The organism is Nostoc sp. C052 (assembly GCF_013393905.1).
Classification (GTDB): domain Bacteria; phylum Cyanobacteriota; class Cyanobacteriia; order Cyanobacteriales; family Nostocaceae; genus Nostoc.
In genome coordinates this window covers 2,066,413-2,087,471 of the sequence record NZ_CP040272.1, presented here as the reverse complement: position 1 = coordinate 2,087,471, position 21,059 = coordinate 2,066,413, and the positions used below count along the sequence as shown (strand labels likewise).

At 40.7% G+C, this 21,059-nt stretch carries 19 protein-coding genes; 14 read left to right on the top strand and 5 right to left on the bottom strand.

The window, feature by feature from the left end; translation table 11 throughout:
• Positions 1-29: 29 nt before the first annotated feature.
• Positions 30-1,685 (bottom strand): B12-binding domain-containing radical SAM protein, encoded by a 1,656-nt coding sequence (locus FD723_RS08345; protein ID WP_179064908.1) that lies wholly within the window; start codon positions 1,683-1,685, stop codon positions 30-32.
• Positions 1,686-2,024: 339 nt separating this feature from the next.
• On the opposite strand from FD723_RS08345, the gene FD723_RS08340 reads away from it, so the two are divergent.
• The 14 genes from FD723_RS08340 (at position 2,025) to FD723_RS08275 (ending at position 15,824) form a co-directional block, all read left to right on the top strand.
• Positions 2,025-3,644: a cyclic peptide export ABC transporter gene (locus FD723_RS08340; protein ID WP_179064907.1), complete on the top strand. Its 1,620-nt coding sequence runs from the start codon at positions 2,025-2,027 to the stop codon at positions 3,642-3,644.
• Between the two features lie 275 nt (positions 3,645-3,919).
• Positions 3,920-4,150 carry a DUF6737 family protein gene (locus FD723_RS08335; RefSeq protein WP_179064906.1) on the top strand — a complete coding sequence of 77 codons (231 nt, stop codon included), beginning with the start codon at positions 3,920-3,922 and terminating at the stop codon, positions 4,148-4,150.
• Between the two features lie 46 nt (positions 4,151-4,196).
• Positions 4,197-5,117 carry a histone deacetylase gene (locus tag FD723_RS08330; RefSeq protein WP_179064905.1) on the top strand — a complete coding sequence of 307 codons (921 nt, stop codon included), beginning with the start codon at positions 4,197-4,199 and terminating at the stop codon, positions 5,115-5,117.
• Between the two features lie 713 nt (positions 5,118-5,830).
• Positions 5,831-6,769 carry a formylglycine-generating enzyme family protein gene (locus tag FD723_RS08325; protein ID WP_306297015.1) on the top strand — a complete coding sequence of 313 codons (939 nt, stop codon included), beginning with the start codon at positions 5,831-5,833 and terminating at the stop codon, positions 6,767-6,769.
• Between the two features lie 114 nt (positions 6,770-6,883).
• Positions 6,884-9,268, top strand: coding sequence for a sulfatase-like hydrolase/transferase (locus FD723_RS08320; protein WP_179064903.1), 2,385 nt, complete (start codon positions 6,884-6,886; stop codon positions 9,266-9,268).
• A gap of 95 nt (positions 9,269-9,363) precedes the next feature.
• Positions 9,364-10,239, top strand: a complete 876-nt coding sequence (locus FD723_RS08315) for a bile acid:sodium symporter family protein (protein ID WP_179064902.1) — start codon at positions 9,364-9,366, stop codon at positions 10,237-10,239.
• 361 nt (positions 10,240-10,600) lie between these two features.
• Positions 10,601-10,738, top strand: a complete 138-nt coding sequence (locus FD723_RS08310; protein ID WP_179064901.1) for a hypothetical protein — start codon at positions 10,601-10,603, stop codon at positions 10,736-10,738.
• 179 nt (positions 10,739-10,917) lie between these two features.
• Positions 10,918-11,364: a tellurite resistance TerB family protein gene (locus tag FD723_RS08305; RefSeq protein WP_179064900.1), complete on the top strand. Its 447-nt coding sequence runs from the start codon at positions 10,918-10,920 to the stop codon at positions 11,362-11,364.
• Position 11,365: 1 nt separating this feature from the next.
• Entirely contained in the window at positions 11,366-11,551 is a 186-nt protein-coding gene (locus FD723_RS08300) for a hypothetical protein (protein ID WP_179064899.1), read from the top strand.
• A gap of 87 nt (positions 11,552-11,638) precedes the next feature.
• On the top strand, positions 11,639-11,962 hold the full coding sequence (locus FD723_RS08295) for a hypothetical protein (protein ID WP_179064898.1): 324 nt from the start codon (positions 11,639-11,641) through the stop codon (positions 11,960-11,962).
• On the top strand, positions 11,956-12,288 hold the full coding sequence (locus FD723_RS08290; RefSeq protein WP_179064897.1) for a hypothetical protein: 333 nt from the start codon (positions 11,956-11,958) through the stop codon (positions 12,286-12,288). The genes FD723_RS08295 and FD723_RS08290 overlap by 7 nt, the downstream gene beginning before the upstream one ends.
• A gap of 420 nt (positions 12,289-12,708) precedes the next feature.
• On the top strand, positions 12,709-14,463 hold the full coding sequence (locus tag FD723_RS08285) for a Mu transposase C-terminal domain-containing protein (RefSeq protein ID WP_179064896.1): 1,755 nt from the start codon (positions 12,709-12,711) through the stop codon (positions 14,461-14,463).
• A gap of 3 nt (positions 14,464-14,466) precedes the next feature.
• Positions 14,467-15,318: a TniB family NTP-binding protein gene (locus FD723_RS08280; protein WP_179064895.1), complete on the top strand. Its 852-nt coding sequence runs from the start codon at positions 14,467-14,469 to the stop codon at positions 15,316-15,318.
• Entirely contained in the window at positions 15,318-15,824 is a 507-nt protein-coding gene (locus FD723_RS08275) for a TniQ family protein (protein ID WP_179064894.1), read from the top strand. Before FD723_RS08280 ends, FD723_RS08275 begins: the two co-directional genes overlap by 1 nt.
• A gap of 20 nt (positions 15,825-15,844) precedes the next feature.
• Here FD723_RS08275 and FD723_RS08270 read toward each other — a convergent pair whose 3' ends face one another.
• From FD723_RS08270 to FD723_RS08255, 4 genes are all read right to left on the bottom strand, one after another.
• A complete protein-coding gene (locus FD723_RS08270) occupies positions 15,845-17,878 on the bottom strand; it encodes a Z1 domain-containing protein (protein WP_179064893.1) in 2,034 nt (677 codons plus the stop codon).
• Positions 17,814-18,920, bottom strand: a complete 1,107-nt coding sequence (locus FD723_RS08265) for an IS630 family transposase (RefSeq protein WP_179064892.1) — start codon at positions 18,918-18,920, stop codon at positions 17,814-17,816. Before FD723_RS08265 ends, FD723_RS08270 begins: the two co-directional genes overlap by 65 nt.
• 183 nt (positions 18,921-19,103) lie before the next feature.
• On the bottom strand, positions 19,104-20,486 hold the full coding sequence (locus FD723_RS08260; protein WP_179064891.1) for a DNA cytosine methyltransferase: 1,383 nt from the start codon (positions 20,484-20,486) through the stop codon (positions 19,104-19,106).
• Between the two features lie 85 nt (positions 20,487-20,571).
• Positions 20,572-21,024 carry a MerR family transcriptional regulator gene (locus tag FD723_RS08255; protein ID WP_179064890.1) on the bottom strand — a complete coding sequence of 151 codons (453 nt, stop codon included), beginning with the start codon at positions 21,022-21,024 and terminating at the stop codon, positions 20,572-20,574.
• Between the last annotated feature and the right edge of the window lie 35 nt (positions 21,025-21,059).

The window sequence follows — 21,059 nt, the reverse complement described above, 5'->3', positions numbered from 1 at the left end:
CTCTCTTTAGTGAAAAATATTTTTTAAAGTTAGCTACGAACTTTGGTGAGGATTTTTTGAGAATAGAACGAAGCTGATTCTTCATTTTTGGCGCAATCTTGGGCAAACTTAATCAAATGATGCCCAACAAGTCCAACGTGAATCAAGTTTTCTATATTTCCTGCTTTGAGTGCTGGCTTGGCCATTTTCCAGAAAGTCTGACGATAGTTACTAAATAAGCCTACCCGCAGCAAAATATTGCTTAAATAAGTCAAACCCTTGCGAATATTAGCCGCAGAAGCGCGAGACGGGCTGTTAGGAATTTTGATGCGGTTTGGATAGGTGTGTTCCATGTTGTAGGCGAACCGCTCATATAAAAATTCTGGCTCATAAGCAGTTGTAATGCAGCGCCGCCACATCTCGACAACTTGCTCGTAGGGCATCAAAAATTCAACATTTGATTCGCGGCTTTCATCATAGACAAGTCGTCCTTCTGCTTCTAATCTCCGCCATAAAGGGGTTCTAGGCAAAGCATGAAGTAGGTTAATTGTCAACATGGGAATTTGGGATGCCCGAATAAATTCGATAATTCGGTCTGCTGTTTCTGGTGTATCTGTATCTAACCCAATGATGATTCCTGATACTACTTCCATGCCATAGCTATTTAAAACCTGAATTGCTTTTAAGATGGGCATACTCAGATTTTGGTCTTTGGAAATCGCATGGAGGGCATTTGGTTCTGGTGTTTCGATGCCGCAAAAGATTGTGCAAAAATAGGCTTCGCGCATCATTTCCAGCAATTTTGGACTTTGAGCTAAGTTGAGTGTTGCTTCACAAGCAAACTGGATGGGGTAGCCATTGCGTTTTTGCCAGTCAATCAGGTGAGGAAGTAACTTCATGGCGGCACGGCGATCACCAACAAAGTTATCATCGACAAAATACACTGCCCCCAAATTGCCAGATTGTCGCATTGCGTCTAACTCCGCGACTACTTGCTCTGGTGTTTTCATTCGGGGACTGTTGCCATAGAGTTCGGGAATATCACAAAACTCGCAGCGATAAGGGCAACCACTAGAAAACTGGACATTTGCCAGGAAATAATCATTGATATTCAGCAAATGATAAGCTGGAGTTGGGAACTCTGTTAAGGGTAGACGTTCCTTGGTTTCAAAGCGAATTTGCTGTTGGGGACGTTCCAGATTTTGGTCTAGATATTCGATCAGGCTATCGCTTCCATCTCCCAATTCACCCAAATTTAAAATGTCAAATTCAGGATAATATTCTGGACACCCAGATACCGAAGGCCCACCCACAACGGTGATTTTCCCCGCTCGATGGGCAAGTTCATTAATTTGATTAATCTGTGGTTTTTGGATATGCATTCCACTCACAATTACCACATCAGCCCATTGATAATCAGCTCTCGTTGCTGATTTGACGTTCTCATCAATAAAGCGCACTTCCCATTGTTTAGGTAAGTAGGCAGCCACAATTAAAATACCTTGGGGTGGCATAAAAGCCCGAACTTTACCCATCAGTGGGTAAGCGTGATGAAAAGTACCAAAGGATCGGCTGTATTTGGGAAAGATGCACAGAATGCGTCGATGGTGCAAAGGAACGTAGCGGGTTCCTTGAGTGACAAGAGCGGTTTTGGAATCGACCGCGACATTAATTTGTTTCTCTGAAGACTTTAGATTTACAGTCATTGCAAATTTCACCCTGGAAAACTGAGCAGGTAATTTGACAGTTTATTGACATAATTAGCTGTAATTCCAACTAGCTTACCAAAGAAAGGCAGGAGGCAGAAGGGATTAGAAATGTATTTTTCCTCAAAGCAAATTTCTAGGGATTATAAATTGCCCAATCTTGCCTTCTGCCTGATTCATCGTCATATTTGAAGAGGTGTTTAACTGGTAAAATATAAAATCTACCCTAGCAATGCAAATTTAATTGGTTGGCAAACAACAATTATGGAAATCGCGCATGGGACATAAAAAGAGAGATTTTCATTTTTTGTTGTATCCAACTGGGTATAGGCCTCTGTCATGAATTTGATTTACTTTCTTTTGCGTTCTTCGTGGGGGATGGTGGCGATCGCGATCGCTACCGGATTTCTGAGTGGCGGTAGTAGTGCTGGCTTGATTGCCTTAATTAGCCATACTGCTAGTAGCGGTAGTGCTTCCCGCCTCACATCGATAATTTGGGGTTTTGCGGGGCTGGCAATAGTTGCACTGATTACCAGTATCATTTCTCAAGTGATGCTAGTTCGTCTTTCTCAGAATGCAGTCTTGCAATTACGGATGCGTTTAAGTCGCCAGATTCTCGCTTCCGAGTTGAGTCATCTAGAACGCTTAGGGAATCCTCGATTATTGGCAACTCTCACAGAAGATATTCAGGCGGTTGCTGATGCTGTTTATCAGATGCCTTTCATTTTTATTAATTTAGCGATCGTCCTGGGTTGTATAACATATATAACCTGGCTCTCTTGGTTAGTATTGCTGATGGTTTGTGGAATTTCAGTAGTTGCGATCGCTAGTTGTCAATGGCTACTCAACCGAGGCGGACAATTGTTGACCCTCGCTCGTGAAGATGAAGATCATCTATTTAAACATTTTCGCACCATTACCGAAGGAGTCAAGGAACTCAAACTCAACTACAGGCGGCGTGAAGACTTTTTAGCAGAAAAACTGCAATCAACTGCTAACGAGTTCCGTCATCACAATGTTAAAGGTCTAACCCTTTTTGCCATAACTTCAAGTTGGGGTCAACTCATATTCTTTTTTGCCCTCGGTTTTGTACTGTTTGTACTACCTAATCTGCTCACCATCAATCCCGAAACTCTCTCTGGTTACATTTTGACCTTCACTTACTTGGTGTTACCAATGGATAACATCATCAGCAAACTTCCTCTATTAAGCAAAGCCAGTATTGCTTTACAAAAAATCGAATCTCTGGGTTTATCTCTAGCAAGTCGAACGGAAATATCCACTGTTCCACCTGCTCTTAAATCTGACTGGCACAGGTTAAAATTTAAAAGTGTTACCCACACTTACTATACAGACAAAGAAGACAACAGCTTTATTTTTGGCCCCATAGATTTGACACTCTATCCTCAAGAATTAGTCTTCATTGTCGGTGGTAATGGTAGCGGAAAATCTACATTAGCTAAACTAATTACCGGACTTTATATCCCAGAAAACGGCGAAATTTGGTTTGATGACGAGCTAATTAGCGAACAGAATCGAGAATGGTATCGCCAGCATTTTTCCGTGGTATTTTCCGACTTTTATTTATTTGAAGAATTTTTAGGATTAAAAAATTCTGACTTGGACGAGCAAGCTAAAAAATATTTAAAACAACTGCAACTAGACCATAAGGTAAAAGTTGAAAATGGACAACTTTCTACCACTGCTCTTTCTCAAGGACAACGGAAACGGCTAGCTTTGCTCACAGCCTACTTAGAAGATCGACCAATTTATCTATTTGATGAGTGGGCAGCCGATCAAGATCCAGTATTCAAGGAAATATTCTACACTCAACTTCTCCCAGAACTGCGATCGCGGGGTAAAACAGTGCTGGTGATTAGCCATGACGATCGCTATTTTCATTTAGCAGACCGAATTATCAAACTTGACTATGGAAAAATCGAGTATGACAAAACTTAGTACAACATTTCATTAGACATCTCCGAAAAAGAATGTAGATTTATTAGTACTGCTACGTCTCTACAAGGGTTATGGGTAACGCATATTTAATTTCTGGAGATGTCTATTAATTCATAGCGAATTAACTTTAGTAAAACTCTGCGTACCTTTGCGTTTACCTCTGTGTTCCTCTGCGTTTAAAAAAGTTACGAACTTATGCAAAGCTGTACTTAGTCTGTCAAAACAATTCATAATTGTTAATGAAGGAACATCTGGAGTTTTATTAAATAAAACCAATGTCTGAACAAAAGCCTATAAATCCTTGGAACTACAAACCTTGGTGGTGTCAACCCTGGTCTATAATTCTCACAGGTGTAACACTGATTGGTGGTAGCTGGTTACTATTTAAAACTATCTGGCTAACAGTTCTCGTTTCCATCCCTGTGGTGACATGGATGGGATTTTTTGTGTTGTTTTGGCCGCAACTAATGATTCGCAGTGGGATTTTGGAGTCGTATAAAGAATAAGTCGAGCTAAGGAAAAACTCTTTGTCAGTGAGGATACAAAAACTCTATGCTGCCAGTCATCTATTCTGACGAATTTTTAGATCACAAGACTGGAAAATACCATCCTGAAAGACCAGAACGCTTGATAGCGATCGCAAATGCTCTCAAAGAAGCGACATTTGCAGATCAAATCTCTTGGCGATCGCCTACACCAGCATCCGAACAGCCTTCACTGATGTCTTCTTTGCTTCAAACCCATAGCCGAGCCTACATCAAAAAACTTCGGCAAATCGCCTCTAGTGGTGGCGGCCCTTTGGATGGAGATACGCCAGTCTCCCCGCGCAGTTATGATGTGGCACTGTTAGCAGTCAGTGCATGGTTGGATGGAGTTGATCTGGTGTTAAAGTCGGCTAATCCAGCTTTTGTACTAGCGCGCCCCCCAGGACATCACGCAGAAAGTGATGCGGGGATGGGCTTTTGTCTATTTTCTAATGCCGCGATCGCCGCTATATTCGCCCTTGAGCAACCCGAAGTTAACCGCGTCGCCATCCTCGATTGGGATGTACATCACGGTAATGGTACTCAGTCCATTGTAGAAATTTATCCCCAAATTGTTTATTGTTCGTTACATCAGTATCCTTGTTATCCTGGTACGGGGAGAGCTACAGAACGGGGCTTTCACAATAATGTCCTCAACTTGCCTATACCTCCAGGTAGCGATATTGCAGTATATCAGCCGCTATTTGAAAATCAGGTAGTACCGTTTTTAGCCAACTTTCAGCCAGATTTACTAATTGTCAGTGCTGGTTACGATGCCAATGCAGAAGATCCTTTGGCAAGTATAAATTTGCAGCCAGAAGACTACGCTTTATTTACAGATTATTGTCTAGGTGTAACTCGTAAAATTCTGTTTGGCTTAGAAGGTGGCTACGACTTTGATACTCTTTCTCAATCAGTTGTCGCAACGATTGAACGTTGTTTGGTCTAGGCTTTCTCGTCTTTGTGCTGAGTCTCGATCCAGCGATCGCTCTTAGCTTCTCCATTGGGAGAAGTTTTGATGATTGCGGCAACAATACTGCTCGGTTAACCATTTTTAACTCGGCATTGGGTTTGGGGAAAAGGTTAAAGGGGAAAGGGTAAAGGTTTTTCCTTTCCCCTTCCCCTTTTCCTCAAAACCCGACAAGTATTGATTGCGGCAAGCCTTCTAGTGCGCGATTCCTAACTTCTGGCTGAGTGGGGATTCTCAGTTATTACTCGGCAATGCTTCGGTCAGAAAAAGTTCTTGACTTATCTTTTGATAAGATGTAATTTATCAATATTGAGAAATAACTACGGTAAACCAATAAATTCACAGTAGTTTTAACAAAGTCAAGATTCTTTATATATCAATTAAGAAATTATTCAAGTACAAAAACTGAATAATCTCTTTTTACTTGAATGTTAGGAAATCTGAGTTTTTAATTAGTAGAGTAATTATTGCAAATAATAGAAAATAAAGCCTTGTTTCAGAATAAATATGAGGTTTCGAGTTGTTGGTTTTGGAATCAGCATCAGCTTTTTTCGGATTTATCAAGGCTAGTAAAAATTTTACTATTCTGTTTATGAACTACAACCGCCCAATCTAGGGGGGTAATTTCTCAAATGTCAAAGCCAGGGAAAAATTGCTGTTTTCTCACTTTTTTAACGTTACTGTTTGTTCTCTTGATTAACTCAACTGCATTTGCAGCCACGATTGACACCACACAGAGCAACTGTCCCCAAGAGATGGCGCTAATTCCCGAAGGTAGTTTCAAAATAGGGTCAGATAATTCTGGCTTTGTCGAAGAACAATCGGCAGAGAATGTAACAGTTACTTCCTTCTGCATTGACAAATACGAAGTTACAAACGCCCAATTTGCTCAGTTTGTCCAAGCAACTGGATATGTGACAGTTGCAGAACGTCCTTTATCTAAAGAAGAGTTTCCCGATCTACCTGATGAGCAGCGATCGCCAGGTTCCCTCGTATTCCAGATCGCAAAACCAGGTGAGAGCTTTTTGAGTTGGTGGCATTGGACAACTGGAGCCAATTGGCGACATCCTTTTGGCCCGGATAGTGCAATCGCTGCCAAAGAAAATCATCCAGTCGTTCATATTGCCTACGAAGATGCGATCGCTTATGCCAAATGGGCAGAAAAATCACTACCTACTGAAGCCCAGTGGGAATACGCCGCCCGTGGTGGATTAGACAACACAACCTACATTTGGGGCAATCAGTATTCTGAGAAAAAAGCTAACACCTGGCAAGGAATATTCCCTTTTTTCAACACTACGAGTGATGGTTATCTGGGCACATCTCCAGTCGGCTCCTTTCCACCCAATGGTTATGGTCTTTATGATATGGCTGGTAACGTCTGGGAATTGACCCTTGACTGGTTTGCTTTAGGACATGACAGCAAAGCTCATAGCATGAACCCCACAGGCCCAAAGCAGAGTTTTGACCCCAATAAATCCGCAGAGATTGCCCTACACGTAATTAAAGGAGGCTCTTATTTGTGTGCGCCCAACTATTGCAGCCGCTTCCGCCCAGCAGCACGCGAGTCTCAAGCACCCGACACCGGAACAACGCATATCGGCTTTCGCTTGGTGAAGAACTTGAAGTAAGTCGAAGAGATTGGGTATTGGGCACAAAAGCCAGAAGGGCGAAGGGTAAAGACTTACTCCAACTTCCTATCTATTCCCCAGTCCCTATTCCCCATGATTCAAAGGATTAAATACATGTCACGTTTACTTTGGCGATCGCTCATCCTCTCTTTCCTCATCGTCTTGTTTACATTCACTGGCCCTGCCGTCGCAGCCACATCAAAAGTTCTGCCGATTCCTGAAGAGTCGTTCAAAGGTAAAATCGGTATCACCTACAAAGATTCAAAACCAGATTTTCCGTCATCAATTACCGCTCCGGCACAAGCTCCCAATGTGCTGCTAATACTGCTGGATGATGTGGGCTTTGGACAAGCAAGTACCTTTGGCGGGCCAGTAGATACTCCTAATTTGACTCGCTTGGCCCAAAGAGGATTACGCTATAACCAATTCCACACTACAGCCCTCTGTTCACCGACACGGGCAGCATTGTTAACTGGGCGAAATCATCACTCAGTAAGTACAGGTGTAGTCACAGAGTTAGCTACAGGTTATCCAGGTTACACGGCGATTTTGCCTCAAAGTGCTGCCACAGTGGCAGAAGTGCTGCGTCAAAATGGCTATAACACGGCTGCTTTCGGTAAATGGCACAACACACCAGACTATGAAACCAGTGCCGCCGGCCCTTTTGACCGCTGGCCGACAAGGTTAGGATTTGAGTATTTTTACGGTTTCTTGGGTGGTGATACTAACCAATGGTCTCCGGCTTTGGTAGAAAATACCAAACGGGTGGACAAACCTAGCGATAACCCAGATTATCACTTGACCCCAGATTTAGTAGACCATGCGATCGCCTGGATTCGCTCTCAACAATCTATTGCTCCTGACAAACCTTTCTTTACCTATCTCGCTACTGGTGCTACCCACGCACCCCACCACGCGCCCAAAGCCTGGATTGACAAATATCAAGGCAAGTTTAACCAAGGGTGGGATAAATTGCGGGAAGAAACCTTTGCCCGTCAGAAACAACTAGGTGTAATTCCAGAAAATGCCCAGTTAACTCCCCGTCCGAAAGAACTACCTGCTTGGGATTCCCTATCAGCAGAACAGCAGAAACTTTATAGCCACATGGTAGAAGTGTTTGCCGGATTTTTGGCACATACAGACTATGAAGTGGGACGGTTGATTGATGGCATAGATCAACTTGGTGAACTAGATAACACCTTAGTAATTTACATCGTCGGGGACAACGGTGCTAGTGCCGAAGGTGGTTTAACAGGTAGTGTCAATGAGTTAAAAGTTTTTAACGGCGTATCCGAAAACCCAGAACAACTACTAGCCTCAATTGATGAATTGGGGAGTCCTAAGACATTCAATCATTTTCCTGCGGGTTGGGCATGGGCGGTGAATACCCCCTTCCAATGGACAAAACAAATCGCCTCTCACTTTGGTGGGACTCGGAATCCCTTAGTAATTTCTTGGGGCGATCGCATCAAAGATCAAGGAGGACTCCGCAGCCAATTCCATCATGTAATTGATATTGCGCCCACCATTTTAGAAGCTACTGGAATTACTGCCCCGACTAAAGTTAATGGAGTCAAACAACAACCGATTGAAGGTACTAGCCTCGCCTATACCTTTGATGATGCCGATGCTCCTTCCCATCGTAAAACTCAGTATTTCGAGATGCTTGGTAATCGAGCCATTTACGATCAAGGCTGGATTGCGGCGGCTCGTCATCCTCGTTTGCCTTGGCAAGCTACTGTCAAAGCTGACTTTGATCAAGATCCGTGGGAACTATACAATATTGAGAAAGATTTCAGTGAAGCGAACAACTTAGCCGGTCAAAATCCCGAAAAGCTACAAAAACTCCAGAAGTTGTTTTTGTCTGAAGCCAAGAAATACCAAGTATTACCATTAGACGATCGCGCTTTTGAACGGTTTGATATCCAACTCCGCCCCAGCTTACTCACAGGACGCACCAGCTTTACTTACTATCCAGGCACATTCGGAATACCAGAAGGTAGTGCCCCCAACATCAAAAATCGCTCCTTCAGCATCACTGCAAATGTGGATATTCCTGAAAGCGGTGCAGAAGGCATTTTATTGACACAAGGCGGACGCTTTTCTGGTTGGAGTTTCTTCCTTGAGGATAGCAAACCGACTTATGCCTACAATTTCGTCAATGCCGATCGCTACATTATTCAATCTACAGAAACAGTACCCACAGGTAAATCTACACTGCGATTTGATTTTGACTACGACGGTGGCACTCTTGGGACTGGTGGAACTGGCAAACTATTCATCAACGACAAACAGGTAGCCGAGGGTCGAATTGCCAAAACTATTGCTTTTCGTTGGGCCCTTGACGAAACCTTTGATGTCGGTCGAGATACGGGGACACCTGTAGTTGAAACCTACAAAGTTCCTTTTGCATTCACAGGCAACTTACAGCAAGTCACTCTTGATATCAAGTCAGAACAACCTCAAATAAAACAGAACTTAGGGATTTCCAAAAAATAATCTTGTGGGGTGGGCATCTTGCCCACTCAGTAACCAAAGGCACTCATATTACCCACCCCACAATAAGTAATTGGATATTTTTTTAATCAAAAATCATGAGCGATATCTTTCCATTAATCGACAAGGTAGCATTTCTCACATTTATTGTTGCCACCATGCTGGGTACTGGTTTACGTCTAACCGTACAGCAGATTTGGGAACCACTCCGCAATATTCGTTTAATCATCTTATCTTTGGTAGCAAATTTTGTTTTGGTACCGCTTTTTGTGTATCTGCTATTGCAAATAGTGCCTCTGAGTGAACCGATCAAAGATGGTTTTATCATTATGGCAATAGCAGCAGGCCCTCCAGCTTTACCCAAACTTGCTCAAATAGTCAAAGGTAATGTAGCTTTCTCTACAGGACTGATGATGTTGCTGATGTTTGGCACAATTATATACATGCCGATCGCACTGCCCTTAGTTTTGCAAGGAGTACAAGTTAACTCTTGGGACATTGCCAAACCCCTGCTGTTCTTGATGTTAAGCCCATTAGCCATAGGGTTATTTATCAAAGCCAAGTTTGCTGCGATCGCCTCTAACTTCCAGCCGATTGTGTCGAAAATATCTAGTGCTGGATTATTTTTAGGTCTAGCAGTGAGGCTGGCTGTACATTTTTACGAAATTATCACTTTATTGCAAACAGGTGCAATCCTGGTTTGTGCGGTTTTCATTGTATTTTCCTTTTCCGTAGGTTATCTTTTGGGCGGCCCTGGTATCGATACTCAACGAGTACTAGGGGTAGGAACCGCTCAACGCAATTTTGCCGCAGCATTATTAGTTGGTACGAGCAATTTCGACGATCCCAACGTCGTAAGCGTCATTATGGTGACGAGTTTACTAATGTTGGTCATAGTTCTCATCGCCGGACAAAAGTTTACAGAAATTCAAGAAGAAAAGATTCTAGAAATAGACCAGGTAAAGGTTTTGTAATGGGGACTGGGGACTAGGGAAAGCATGGGGGCTAGAGGGGAAGTTGGAGTAAGTCTTTCCGCCGCACTCCTCCGGCTCTTGTGCCCAGTCCACAATCCCCAATACTTCGGTTCACTTTCCTACAGGATGCTACGCGTAGCTTCCCCGGAGGGGTACGACTGCGCTTAGGGTAGTCCCCAATCCCCAATCCCTTACTTCATCAAATCTTCAGAAATCTTCAGAAAGAAAAATTTTAAGCAGTGTTCTGAAAGAGCTAAAGTTTTGTTAAGATGCAATTGCTAGCAGTTTCTCAGCGAAATACACCTATCAGGGTGTGGAGAAATAAAAAGTACTAGCAGCACAAAGTTCAAAAGGTGAAGCAATGACCACCTATATTTTTTTCGATGAAGCCCTGCGGATACTGACAAATGCCTATTTGATATCAATAGTGCTGTTAATAGCAGCTTCTAGTATAGGTTTGGCGGTAATTGAGACAATAGAAAAGACAGGAGAACGCTAAAGTTTACAAACGGCAATGTAGTTCCTGCCAAAAAACCATTGGGTGCAAGTGTTCGCCTTGAATGAATCCTGGGAACACTAAGATATGAAAGTCTCATAGCGTTACAGTCTTACCTGTAAATCTACCAAACACACAGGTAGCTATAGCGCTATTGGGACTCTAACCAAGGAGCTACTACAATGGGTCTATTCGACGCTGTGTTGGGCACAGAAAGCCAAACCCAAGCAGCACTCAATCCAGCAGAAGCTTTTGCAGTCATTATATTGACGGCAACAGCTTCGGACGGTTATCTTTCTGTTGAGCAAGCAAATTCTATCATTTCTGTGTTGTCTCGGATGAAACTTTTTAAAAGTTATCCCCACGAAATGATGGACAGATTGTTTGACAAAATCTTGGGCATTCTCCAGGGTGATGGCTTTAATGCTTTGTTTAATGCAGCAAAAGATTCTCTATCTCAAGATTTGCGGGAAGCAGCCTTTGCAGTAGCGACCGATTTAGTCCTAGCTGAAGGTATTGTACTTGAAGAAGAAAAAAACTTTTTAAATGATCTATATCAAGCTTTAGGGGTTTCTAGTGAGATAGCAATACAAATTGTGCAAGTAATCTTGATTAAAAATCGCGCATAGGATGTGGAACATAACCTGTTATGCTAGCCCTTTCAAGGTATTGTGTGATGGGCTAATTTGTAGTTTGGTAAAAAGAGGTGCAAATCTGTTGGGTGGAGAAAAAATGTTGCTAGGAAAGGTGTTTGAGCGTTTTGTGAAAGAGAGTCCAGTTTGCGTGATGGTTCGTGGGCTTTTAGAAAAAGCGTAATGTCGCCAAATTCTGGATGACCTATTTGAACGTAGTGCAAAAACTCAATACACTTGAGAGTTACTATTCTCCACAGTTGTAAATTTAATGAGCCTGGTTGTTTGTGGAGTCCACCCATCGGTACATGCAGCCCACCAAGCCTTATCTGAAGAGATAGGTGTTTCAGTCACTTCAGTATACAACAAGATCAATGGTATCGAACCAAGCACCAGTGGGGAGCTAGTCAGAGAGATTGGTGGTCAAATGGAAGCTACGATTCGACACCTCAATGCCACAATGCCTGATTTGCTACCAGGTTATCGAGTAAAAATTATTGATGATAATGCTCTCGCAGCAAGCGAACATCGTTTGGAAGTATTGCGTGACAGTCGTCATCCGCGAGGTCTTAAAAAGTACAAGATACCTTGCTAGCAATCCTTGCAAGCGACAACCAGCCACCACTGACAATGGAAGAAGTAGCTACAGGTTTAGGATATAATAGGCGGACAATTTTCAGCCACTTTCCAGATTTATGCCGTGCCATTTCTGCCAAATACCGTAGTTATGGTAAAGCATGTCACACAGAAAAGATACAGCAATCTTGCAGAGAAGTTAAGCAGATTGTACTTAAGTTGTATAATCAAGGAGAATACCCCTCAGAATCTCGTGTGTCTGAAATAATGACTCATCCTGGATATCTCCGTTACAAACAGGTTCGTGCTGCTTTAAATGAAACACGACGTGAAATTGGAGTGTAAAGCTATTAAACTTAAAAGAGCAGAGTAAGTTGGCTTCTTACTCTACACCTGGAAAATTGGAAGCATAACTTTGCCGCCCCCTATTGGAACCATAAGCTTGCCGTTGCGGCAAAGTTATGGGTAAAGTCACACACTGAAACCCTTACTATATATGGATTCTGTACAGTGACTAATTAAATGTCGTCGTGACAAATTAATGTCATCTATAAAAGCTTTTTATGGTAGAGGTTATAGCGGTTTAACAGTATTAAGATAACCTTTTGATAGTGATAAAATATATGTCATTAACCGTGATAGTGACAAATTAGCTGTCGCTTCATTGCAGAGAAAAAAGCTTTTGTGTATTTTCATAATGACAAATTGACTGTCGTATTGTGTAAGCTTAGAATAACATTATGTTTTTCTAAAAAAATGTATATTATGAGCAGTCAGCAAAATCTGGATTTAGCTGTTCATACCTCAGCTACTCCTGTGGAAGGCTTACAAGGAGAAAGCGATAAAACTATTGAGAGAAATGTTATTGCCACAGAACTCTCAGAGAAAGCCCAACTCAAGTTAGAGGTAATCCAAAGTTTGCTTGAAAAGAGCGATCGCAAAACTTATGGACAAAAATTACGCTCAGCAGCAGAGAAACTAGGTGTATCGTTGCGAACGGTACAAAGGTTGGTGAAAAACTGGGAACAAGATGGCTTAGTTGGACTCACTCAAACAGGTAGGGCTGATAAAGGAAAACACCGCATTGGTGAGTTTTGGGAGAACTTCATCATCAAAACCTACAAGGAGGGTAACAAGGGTAGTAAACGTATGACCCCCAAACAAGTTGCTCTCAGAGTCCAGGCTAAAGCCCGTGAACTAAACGATTCTAAGCCGCCCAATTATAGAACTGTGTTACGGGTATTAGCGTCGATATTGGAAAAACAAGAAAAAACTAACAGTATTCGTAGCCCTGGATGGAGAGGGACAACGCTTTGTCTTAAAACTCGTGAAGGAAAAGATTTATCCGTTGATTACAGCAACCATGTTTGGCAATGCGATCATACGCGCGTAGATGTGTTGCTGATGGATCAACATGGTGAATTGTTAAGTCGTCCCTGGTTAACAACAGTAATTGATACTTACTCTCGTTGCATTATGGGTATAAACTTGGGATTTGATGCACCAAGTTCTCAAGTAGTAGCCTTAGCGTTACGCCATGCGATTTTGCCGAAGCGATACGGTTCAGAGTACAAACTGCACTGCGAATGGGGAACCTATGGTAAGCCAGAACACTTTTATACTGATGGTGGTAAAGACTTTCGCTCTAACCACTTGAGTCAGATTGGGGCGCAATTAGGGTTTGTTTGCCATCTACGCGATCGCCCTTCCGAAGGTGGAATAGTTGAACGTCCTTTCAAGACATTGAATGACCAACTATTTTCAACGCTTCCTGGGTACACCGGATCTAATGTTCAGGAACGCCCAGAAGATGCACACAAGGATGCAAAACTTACTTTGCGAGAACTAGAACAGTTACTTGTTCGCTACATCGTTGACCGCTACAACCAAAGTATTGATGCGCGAATGGGCGATCAAACTCGCTTTGACCGTTGGGAAGCAGGGTTGCCTACAGTGCCTGTACCAATCCCAGAAAGAGATTTAGATATCTGCCTGATGAAGCAGTCACGGCGTACAGTGCAAAGAGGAGGATACTTGCAGTTTCAAAATTTAATGTATCGGGGGGAATATTTGGCAGGTTACGCTGGAGAAACTGTGAATTTAAGATTTGACCCCAAAGACATTACAACAATTCTGGTTTATCGCCAGGAAAAAAATCAGGAAGTATTTCTGATTCGCGCTCATGCTCAAGGTTTGGAGACGGAGCAACTCTCATTAGATGAAGCTCTTGCAGCAAGTTGCAGACTCCGCACCATAGGCAAAACCATCAGTAACCAATCGTTATTGCAAGAAGTTATGGATCGTGATGCACTTGTAACTACCAAGAAAAGCCGTAAAGAGCGTCAAAAATTGGAACAGGCTATTTTGCGATCTGCTGCGGTTGATGAAAGTAAAACTGAGTCCTTGCCCTTCCAAGTAGTTGAACCCGATGAAGTGGAATCTACACAAACAGATCAATCTCAATACGAAGAAATTGAGGTGTGGGACTATGAACAACTTCGTGAAGAATATGGGTTGTAAACAATGACAGATGCGAGTGCGTTCACGAAGTGTGCCGAAGGTATCGCCCAGCAGTTGGGTGGTGTAAAACCAGATGAAGATTGGTTACAAGCTGAAATTGCTCGTCTTAAGGGTAAGAGTATTGTTCCATTACAGCAGGTAAAAACTCTCCATGATTGGTTAGATGGCAAGCGCAAGGCAAGAAAATGTTGCCGAGTTGTTGGGGAATCGAGAACTGGTAAGACAGTTGCTTGTGATGCCTACAGATACAGACACAAACCTCAGCAGTCACCTGGACGACCTCCGATTGTGCCTGTAGTTTATATTCGACCTCACCAAAAATGTGGCCCCAAGGATTTGTTTAAAAAGATTACTGAATACCTCAAATATCGGGTAACAAAAGGAACAGTATCTGATTTCCGAGATCGGGCTATAGAGATACTCAAGGGTTGCGGTGTAGAGATGCTAATTATTGATGAAGCTGACCGTCTTAAGCCTGAAACTTTTGCTGATGTCCGAGATATTGCTGAAGATTTAGGAATTGCTGTAGTACTAGTAGGAACAGACCGTTTGGATGCGGTAATCAAGCGGGATGAACAGGTTCTCGAACGCTTTCGGGCGCATCTTCGTTTCGGTAAATTGTCGGGAGAGGATTTCAAGAAGACTGTAGAAATGTGGGAACAAATGGTTTTGAAACTGCCAGTATCTTCTAATCTAACGAGCAAGGAGATGCTAAGGATTCTCACATCAGCAACTGAAGGTTACATTGGTCGCCTTGATGAAATTCTTAGGGAAACAGCAATTCGTTCTTTATCAAGGGGATTGAAGAAGATTGACAAGGCTGTTTTACAGGAAGTAGCAGCAGAGTACAAATAATGCCAGCACCAGATGTTGAACCTTGGCTATTTTTGATTCAACCCTATGAAGGAGAGAGCCTGAGTCACTTTCTTGGTAGGTTCAGACGTGCTAACCATTTATCTGCGAGTGCGTTGGGTAGTTTGGCAGGGATTGGTGCAGTGGTAGCAAGGTGGGAGCGATTTTATTTTAATCCTCGCCCTAGCCAAAAAGAGTTGGAGGCGATCGCATCTGTAGTAGAACTAGATGCAGACAGGTTAGCTCAAATGCTGCCGCCTGCTGGAGTGGGGATGCAGCATGAACCAATTCGTTTGTGTGGCGCTTGTTATGCTCAAGTGCCGTGTCACCGTATGGAGTGGCAGTTTAAGTCAACAGGAGGGTGCGATCGTCATAATGTGCGTTTAATTTCTAAATGTCCCAGGTGTGAGGCTAAGTTCAAAACACCAGCTTTATGGGAGCATGGATGTTGCGATCGCTGTAGATTGGCATTTAGGGATATGATAACTTATCAAAAGTTAGTAATATAGGCTTATTGAAAACAGGTAAATCAACTTTCATTTACATAAAATGCATAGTTACCATTAGGAAATCGGATAACTGGAATCCAGAAAGGTACTCCATGCCAACCCTTATCAAGGGTACCATTATTCCGAGTCATTAGTAATGCGGGATCATTAGGGTCAATGTTATATGGAGCATTTCTATCATGAGGAGGTAACACAGCACCTACTTCATTATTTCTATCTTCGCTGATACCAATATTTGCTTGACGATTAACAATAACTAATGAACCAGTGTTTTGGTATCTAGATTGATCTTGTAAGGCCTGAACAGCTTGCCTAATCAAATCATCATTCCAAGCACCACTGGCTCCTGGTGTTTTATAGTTAAAATTGAGAATCGCTAAAAGTTGATCAATTGTTACCGTATATGGTTGTTGTGAATTACAATATCTATCCATAGAGAGGATATTATCAAGTTCTTGGGTTTGATTACCCAAAATATTAGGATCAGATATTGGTAATGATGGAAAATATTGTCTTCCTCCTTGATAGGTTATTCTATTTGTATTTTCATTTAAAACATTACGGCGAGTTGGTGTGATTCCTCTTGTCATCAAAGGAATAACCTGAATAGGTAAATGATAATATTGGCACTGTTCTCTAACTAAATTATCACTTTCATGAATGCCAACAAATCTTTGAGCTAGATGGGATGGTAAGTAAATACGAGTTGCAGGTAATTCATTTTGACGATATCCATACATTCTTGCGTGTTGTAAAACTGTGTCCATTTGTGGTTGTTGAGCATCTCTACCGTAGTAGGTAACTAAAAGATTCTTAACGGTGACACCACGACCTATTTTTGTACCACCTATATAGAGGGTATGTCTTCGTGCTGGATTAGGTCTAATTCCTTCACCAGTAACAGAGTTAATTTCTATGACTTCTGTAGAGGTAATTCTTCTTGCTGTTTCTGCTAAAACATCATTGAAGGATGGAACATTTACAAAAGTTTGTTGTAAATTATTATAAGCATTTTCTAATTGTGTTCTAAGACTAGAAGATACACCTGTTATTGGGTCGTTAGGATTTTGTCTTAGTTGGTTCGTTAATTCATTTTTAAAGTTATCAACTAATACTGCTGCTAAATGATGATCTGCTTGTCTAAAACTAGTATGGAGTAAATAAGTATATTTTTTAGAATTTCCTCGTATTCTTAAAATTGCTGCTCCTAAAAAAAATACCAACATTGACTGTATAACAGTATCAGGAATACGGTTACTATTCCGCAACCTATCAAGCTCAATGTCAGGCACTAGACGAATATGATCTGAATTATTAAAGTTATTATTACCAAAAAAGTAGTTACCACCTACATAACCTGTACCCGGTGTAGTAACAACGACAAAATCAGGTCTGAAAGCACTGTTACTATCTTGTAGTAGTAATGCTTGAGGCGTAGCAGTAGTTTGCAAATATGTATGGGAATTTAAAGAATTTCTTAAATCAACAATTGCTCTATTTACTGAACTTGTAGGTTTATTTTGGTCATTAATATTTGTATCTAAACTAGCTTGATCGGCCTCATCATCAATGATAATAACTGGTTGGTTTTGCCAGTTTGATCGCTGGGCTATATTTAAAGCATCTCGTAGACGGCGTGGATCTTTAGGACATACTAAAGCTAGTGGTAAACCATGAGTAGTTCTTGAATTCTGTCTAATTTCTGTCTTACCAAAAACTTGAAAACTATCTAAAGCACCTTTGATTCGTTCAAGAGTTTGCTCATAGATATCATTTAGATTGGATGTCATTACTACAAAATTATTGAAACCATTATCTGCCGCTAAAGCCATTGTTGTCAGAATAATTGATGTTTTACCACTTTGGATGTGACCATAAATCAATCCTTTAACAGACCCATTCTCTGTAGGTTCTAAACATCTTTGTAGTACTTCAGATGCAGTTTGAAGTATTTGATTGAAATCATTATAAGCTGCTACGCATCTAAATTTAATAAACGGCATTGCCTTTATTTTTAATCTTGCGCTCCCATTTAATAATAAGGCCTCCTTCATTTAACAATTTATTTAACAAATCTTCTAGCTGTGATACTGACTCAAACAATCTATGAGCTATATATTCTTTTGCTGAATGCCAAACCAATTCTATTAAATTATAATCTGGGCTATAAGGTGGTAGAAATTCCAGGATAATATTTGGCATTTCCTCTTTGATATAAGCTAAAATATCTTTTCTTTTATGAAAGCTAGCATTGTCTAGAATAATCACTATTTTTGCCGAACAATCATTGAAGTTATCAATTAGATTACCTTGCTCTACCCATTCCTGTAAGAGAAAGTTGTTCAAAGATTTAAGCTGCTCATAAAATACATCTGCATTTCCCTTTTTTATCACAAAATTAATTCTCTTTTTGTCGTGATAACGTAACCCTCCCATAATATTTACTCTTCCTCTTCTCCTTTGCCCTGTGATTTTTCTTCTTGTACCTTTTTTACCCCAATTTTTTCTTCTTATTACTCTTAAACTGAATCCGCTTTCATCCCAAAACCATACCTGCAAACGCTCTGGTGCAACATTTGTTATTCTTAAATATTCTGATAATTTTTCTTTAAATGCCTTACGTATTTCAGGATTCTGTTTATCCTCTAGGCTATACTTTGCCCAAAGGTAAACGTACTTTTTTCGCTCTAATATTCTCCTAACTTGAGAGCCACTTAATTTAATTCCTGTTTCCTCTTCCATATAAGTTGCACATCTAGCTGCTGTCCATCGACCAAATTCATATCCATATTCTACTGGGTCTTTTTCAATTATTTTTAATAGCAATTCTTCATATTCTTTGGTAACTTTACGGAAATTACCTTCTCTTCTTCCATCTAAAAAACTTTCTAGATTATCTGGGTCTCCGTGAACAGCCCAATATGCTACTGTTGGATATGCAATATCTAAAAACTTACTAATCTCGTGATAGGTTTTTCCATCATTCATTAATAATAAAATCAGAATCTTTTCTCTTACGTAGGGATTTTCATGCTCTTTTAGCGTTTTTAATAGCCGTTCCTTTTGCTGTTCAGAAAGATGATTTTTTGCTGGCATAGGTGGCTGATATAAGATTAATTCCTTAATCTCATATTATACAATCAAGATGCGTAACAGCTTATGATATATTCTCTTCATCATGTAAATACTCTCTAAGATTAGTAATATTATCTCCATTTAGTGTATTTATTTGCGCCATTTTTCACACCCTTTAAACATTCACAAAATAGAAGTTAAAAATTAAAGCTTTAGTATGTATTGTGCTATTGCTAAGGTTAGAAGGAAACTAACGGTATTAGCTAATTGTTGTTGCTTGTGCATAATACCTAAACTTTGAGAATTATTGGTACTACCACAAAAAGTAAACCAATCAGGAAGAGACTGTAGCCGACTAGCTTCTCGCAATGATAATCCTCTATTTTGCTCTGGATGAATTATCATACTTTTGCGATAATTGCCAATTGTAATTGAAGGTTCATCCCATCTTAGCCGTCTGTAGATATTACTGTGAGTTTTATCTATATCAGAATAGTTAGTCATCATATGTCGAATATTCTTCCAGTTTCCACCAGCCGGAATATGCCTATACCGCTCAATTACATAATCCGCTTGTTTTGAAATAACGTGACCTTCAATAATATCTGGAGTTGCCATTTGGCGCATTTGTTGCAAAAACAGATTCGAGCTTAATTGTTCCTGTGTAGGTTCGTCGTAATCCTGAATAACTCTGCCTTCGCCATTGGCAACTATAGGCAGGTCAGCAATTGCTTCTTTGACTGTTACATAGTTATATGTACCCATTGCTCCATGTGTAGGTAATGGAAATGCTCCCCATTCTCCAAAGTGATCAACTGTATAACCTAAATCTTGGTGCAATGCCAATAGGAAAAATCTATTCCGGTGTTGTGGAACTCCATACCAAGCAGCATCTAGAACTGCCGGAAAAAGAACATACCCAGCATCCGCAAATTTTCTTGCAATATAATCAACTACCGTTAATTTGCGCTTATTCTTACTTTTATTAGAACGAGGTGTCCATAGAATACCTTGCACATTTTCTAAAAGAATTGCTTTCGGTGCTAGTTCTAAGGAACATTCAATAAAATATTCAACAAGTTGATTATAACTATTCTTCGCATCCCAATTACTTCTATTAGATTGTGAAAAACCTTGACAAGGCGTTCCACCAATAACAAGATCCACTCCATCTGATTTTTTCACTGCTTCCTGTACAAGTTGAAAATCATGCCGCTTCGTTAAATCTACAGGGTTAAACTCAGAAGGAATACAGTCTTCAAGTCGATTAGCTGAGTTATTTGAAAAATATTTATAATTAGTTTCTAGGCTTTTTAGATAAATTGGGTTAATTTCAGCAGAATGAATAATCCTAAATCCTTTTTTCTGAGTACCAGCCATCAGAAAACCAACTCCCATTCCGCCTGCCCCAGCAAAAAGCTCTACTATACGCAGATCATTTCTTGACTCTGTAAGCGCACCATATAAAGAAGTATCTTCATCTCCAAGATATAAAGAACTATTAAGTTGCTGATCTTGTTCTTTAGATAATTTGATATTAGCTCTGTAACGAACCCTTGAACCTGGATTGCAAGCTGGCTTAATCATGAAATATTTTCTGTTGAAGATTTTAATTATAAATTTATTTTCATTTAGATTAATATCAATAAAAAAATTAATATTTCTACTATATTTATCTTGTATGGTTTTTAAGATTCTCCTGTAACCGTTGATGAATACGATCGCTCCAAAAAGGTATCACAGTTTCTCCTTGACAAAGGGCATCTACTGCCACTTGCTTGTCAAACTCTGCTAATTTCAAAGGTTGCTCTTGGGAGCGAGTAGGTAAGAACATTAGCTGCTTCATTTTTTCTTGAGGAACAAACTCATCAAATAACCATGCTTCCCTTTCGCGCAATGCTTCTAATGCTGTATGGCAAACTTCAAAGTTTAAACCTATTGATAGCAGATACTCCATCACTGTCAACACCAACAGATCCCCTTTGGAGTAGTAAACATTACGACCTTTGCCAGTAATGTTTACCGTTGGCACAACAACTCCCTTTTCACGCCAATACTGCAACTGCCTGCGAGTGCAGTTGGTAATTTCAGCGGCTTCTGTACTTGTATAGAACTTTTCATCCATATAATTTATCGTACATAAACTGTTCTTAAAATACA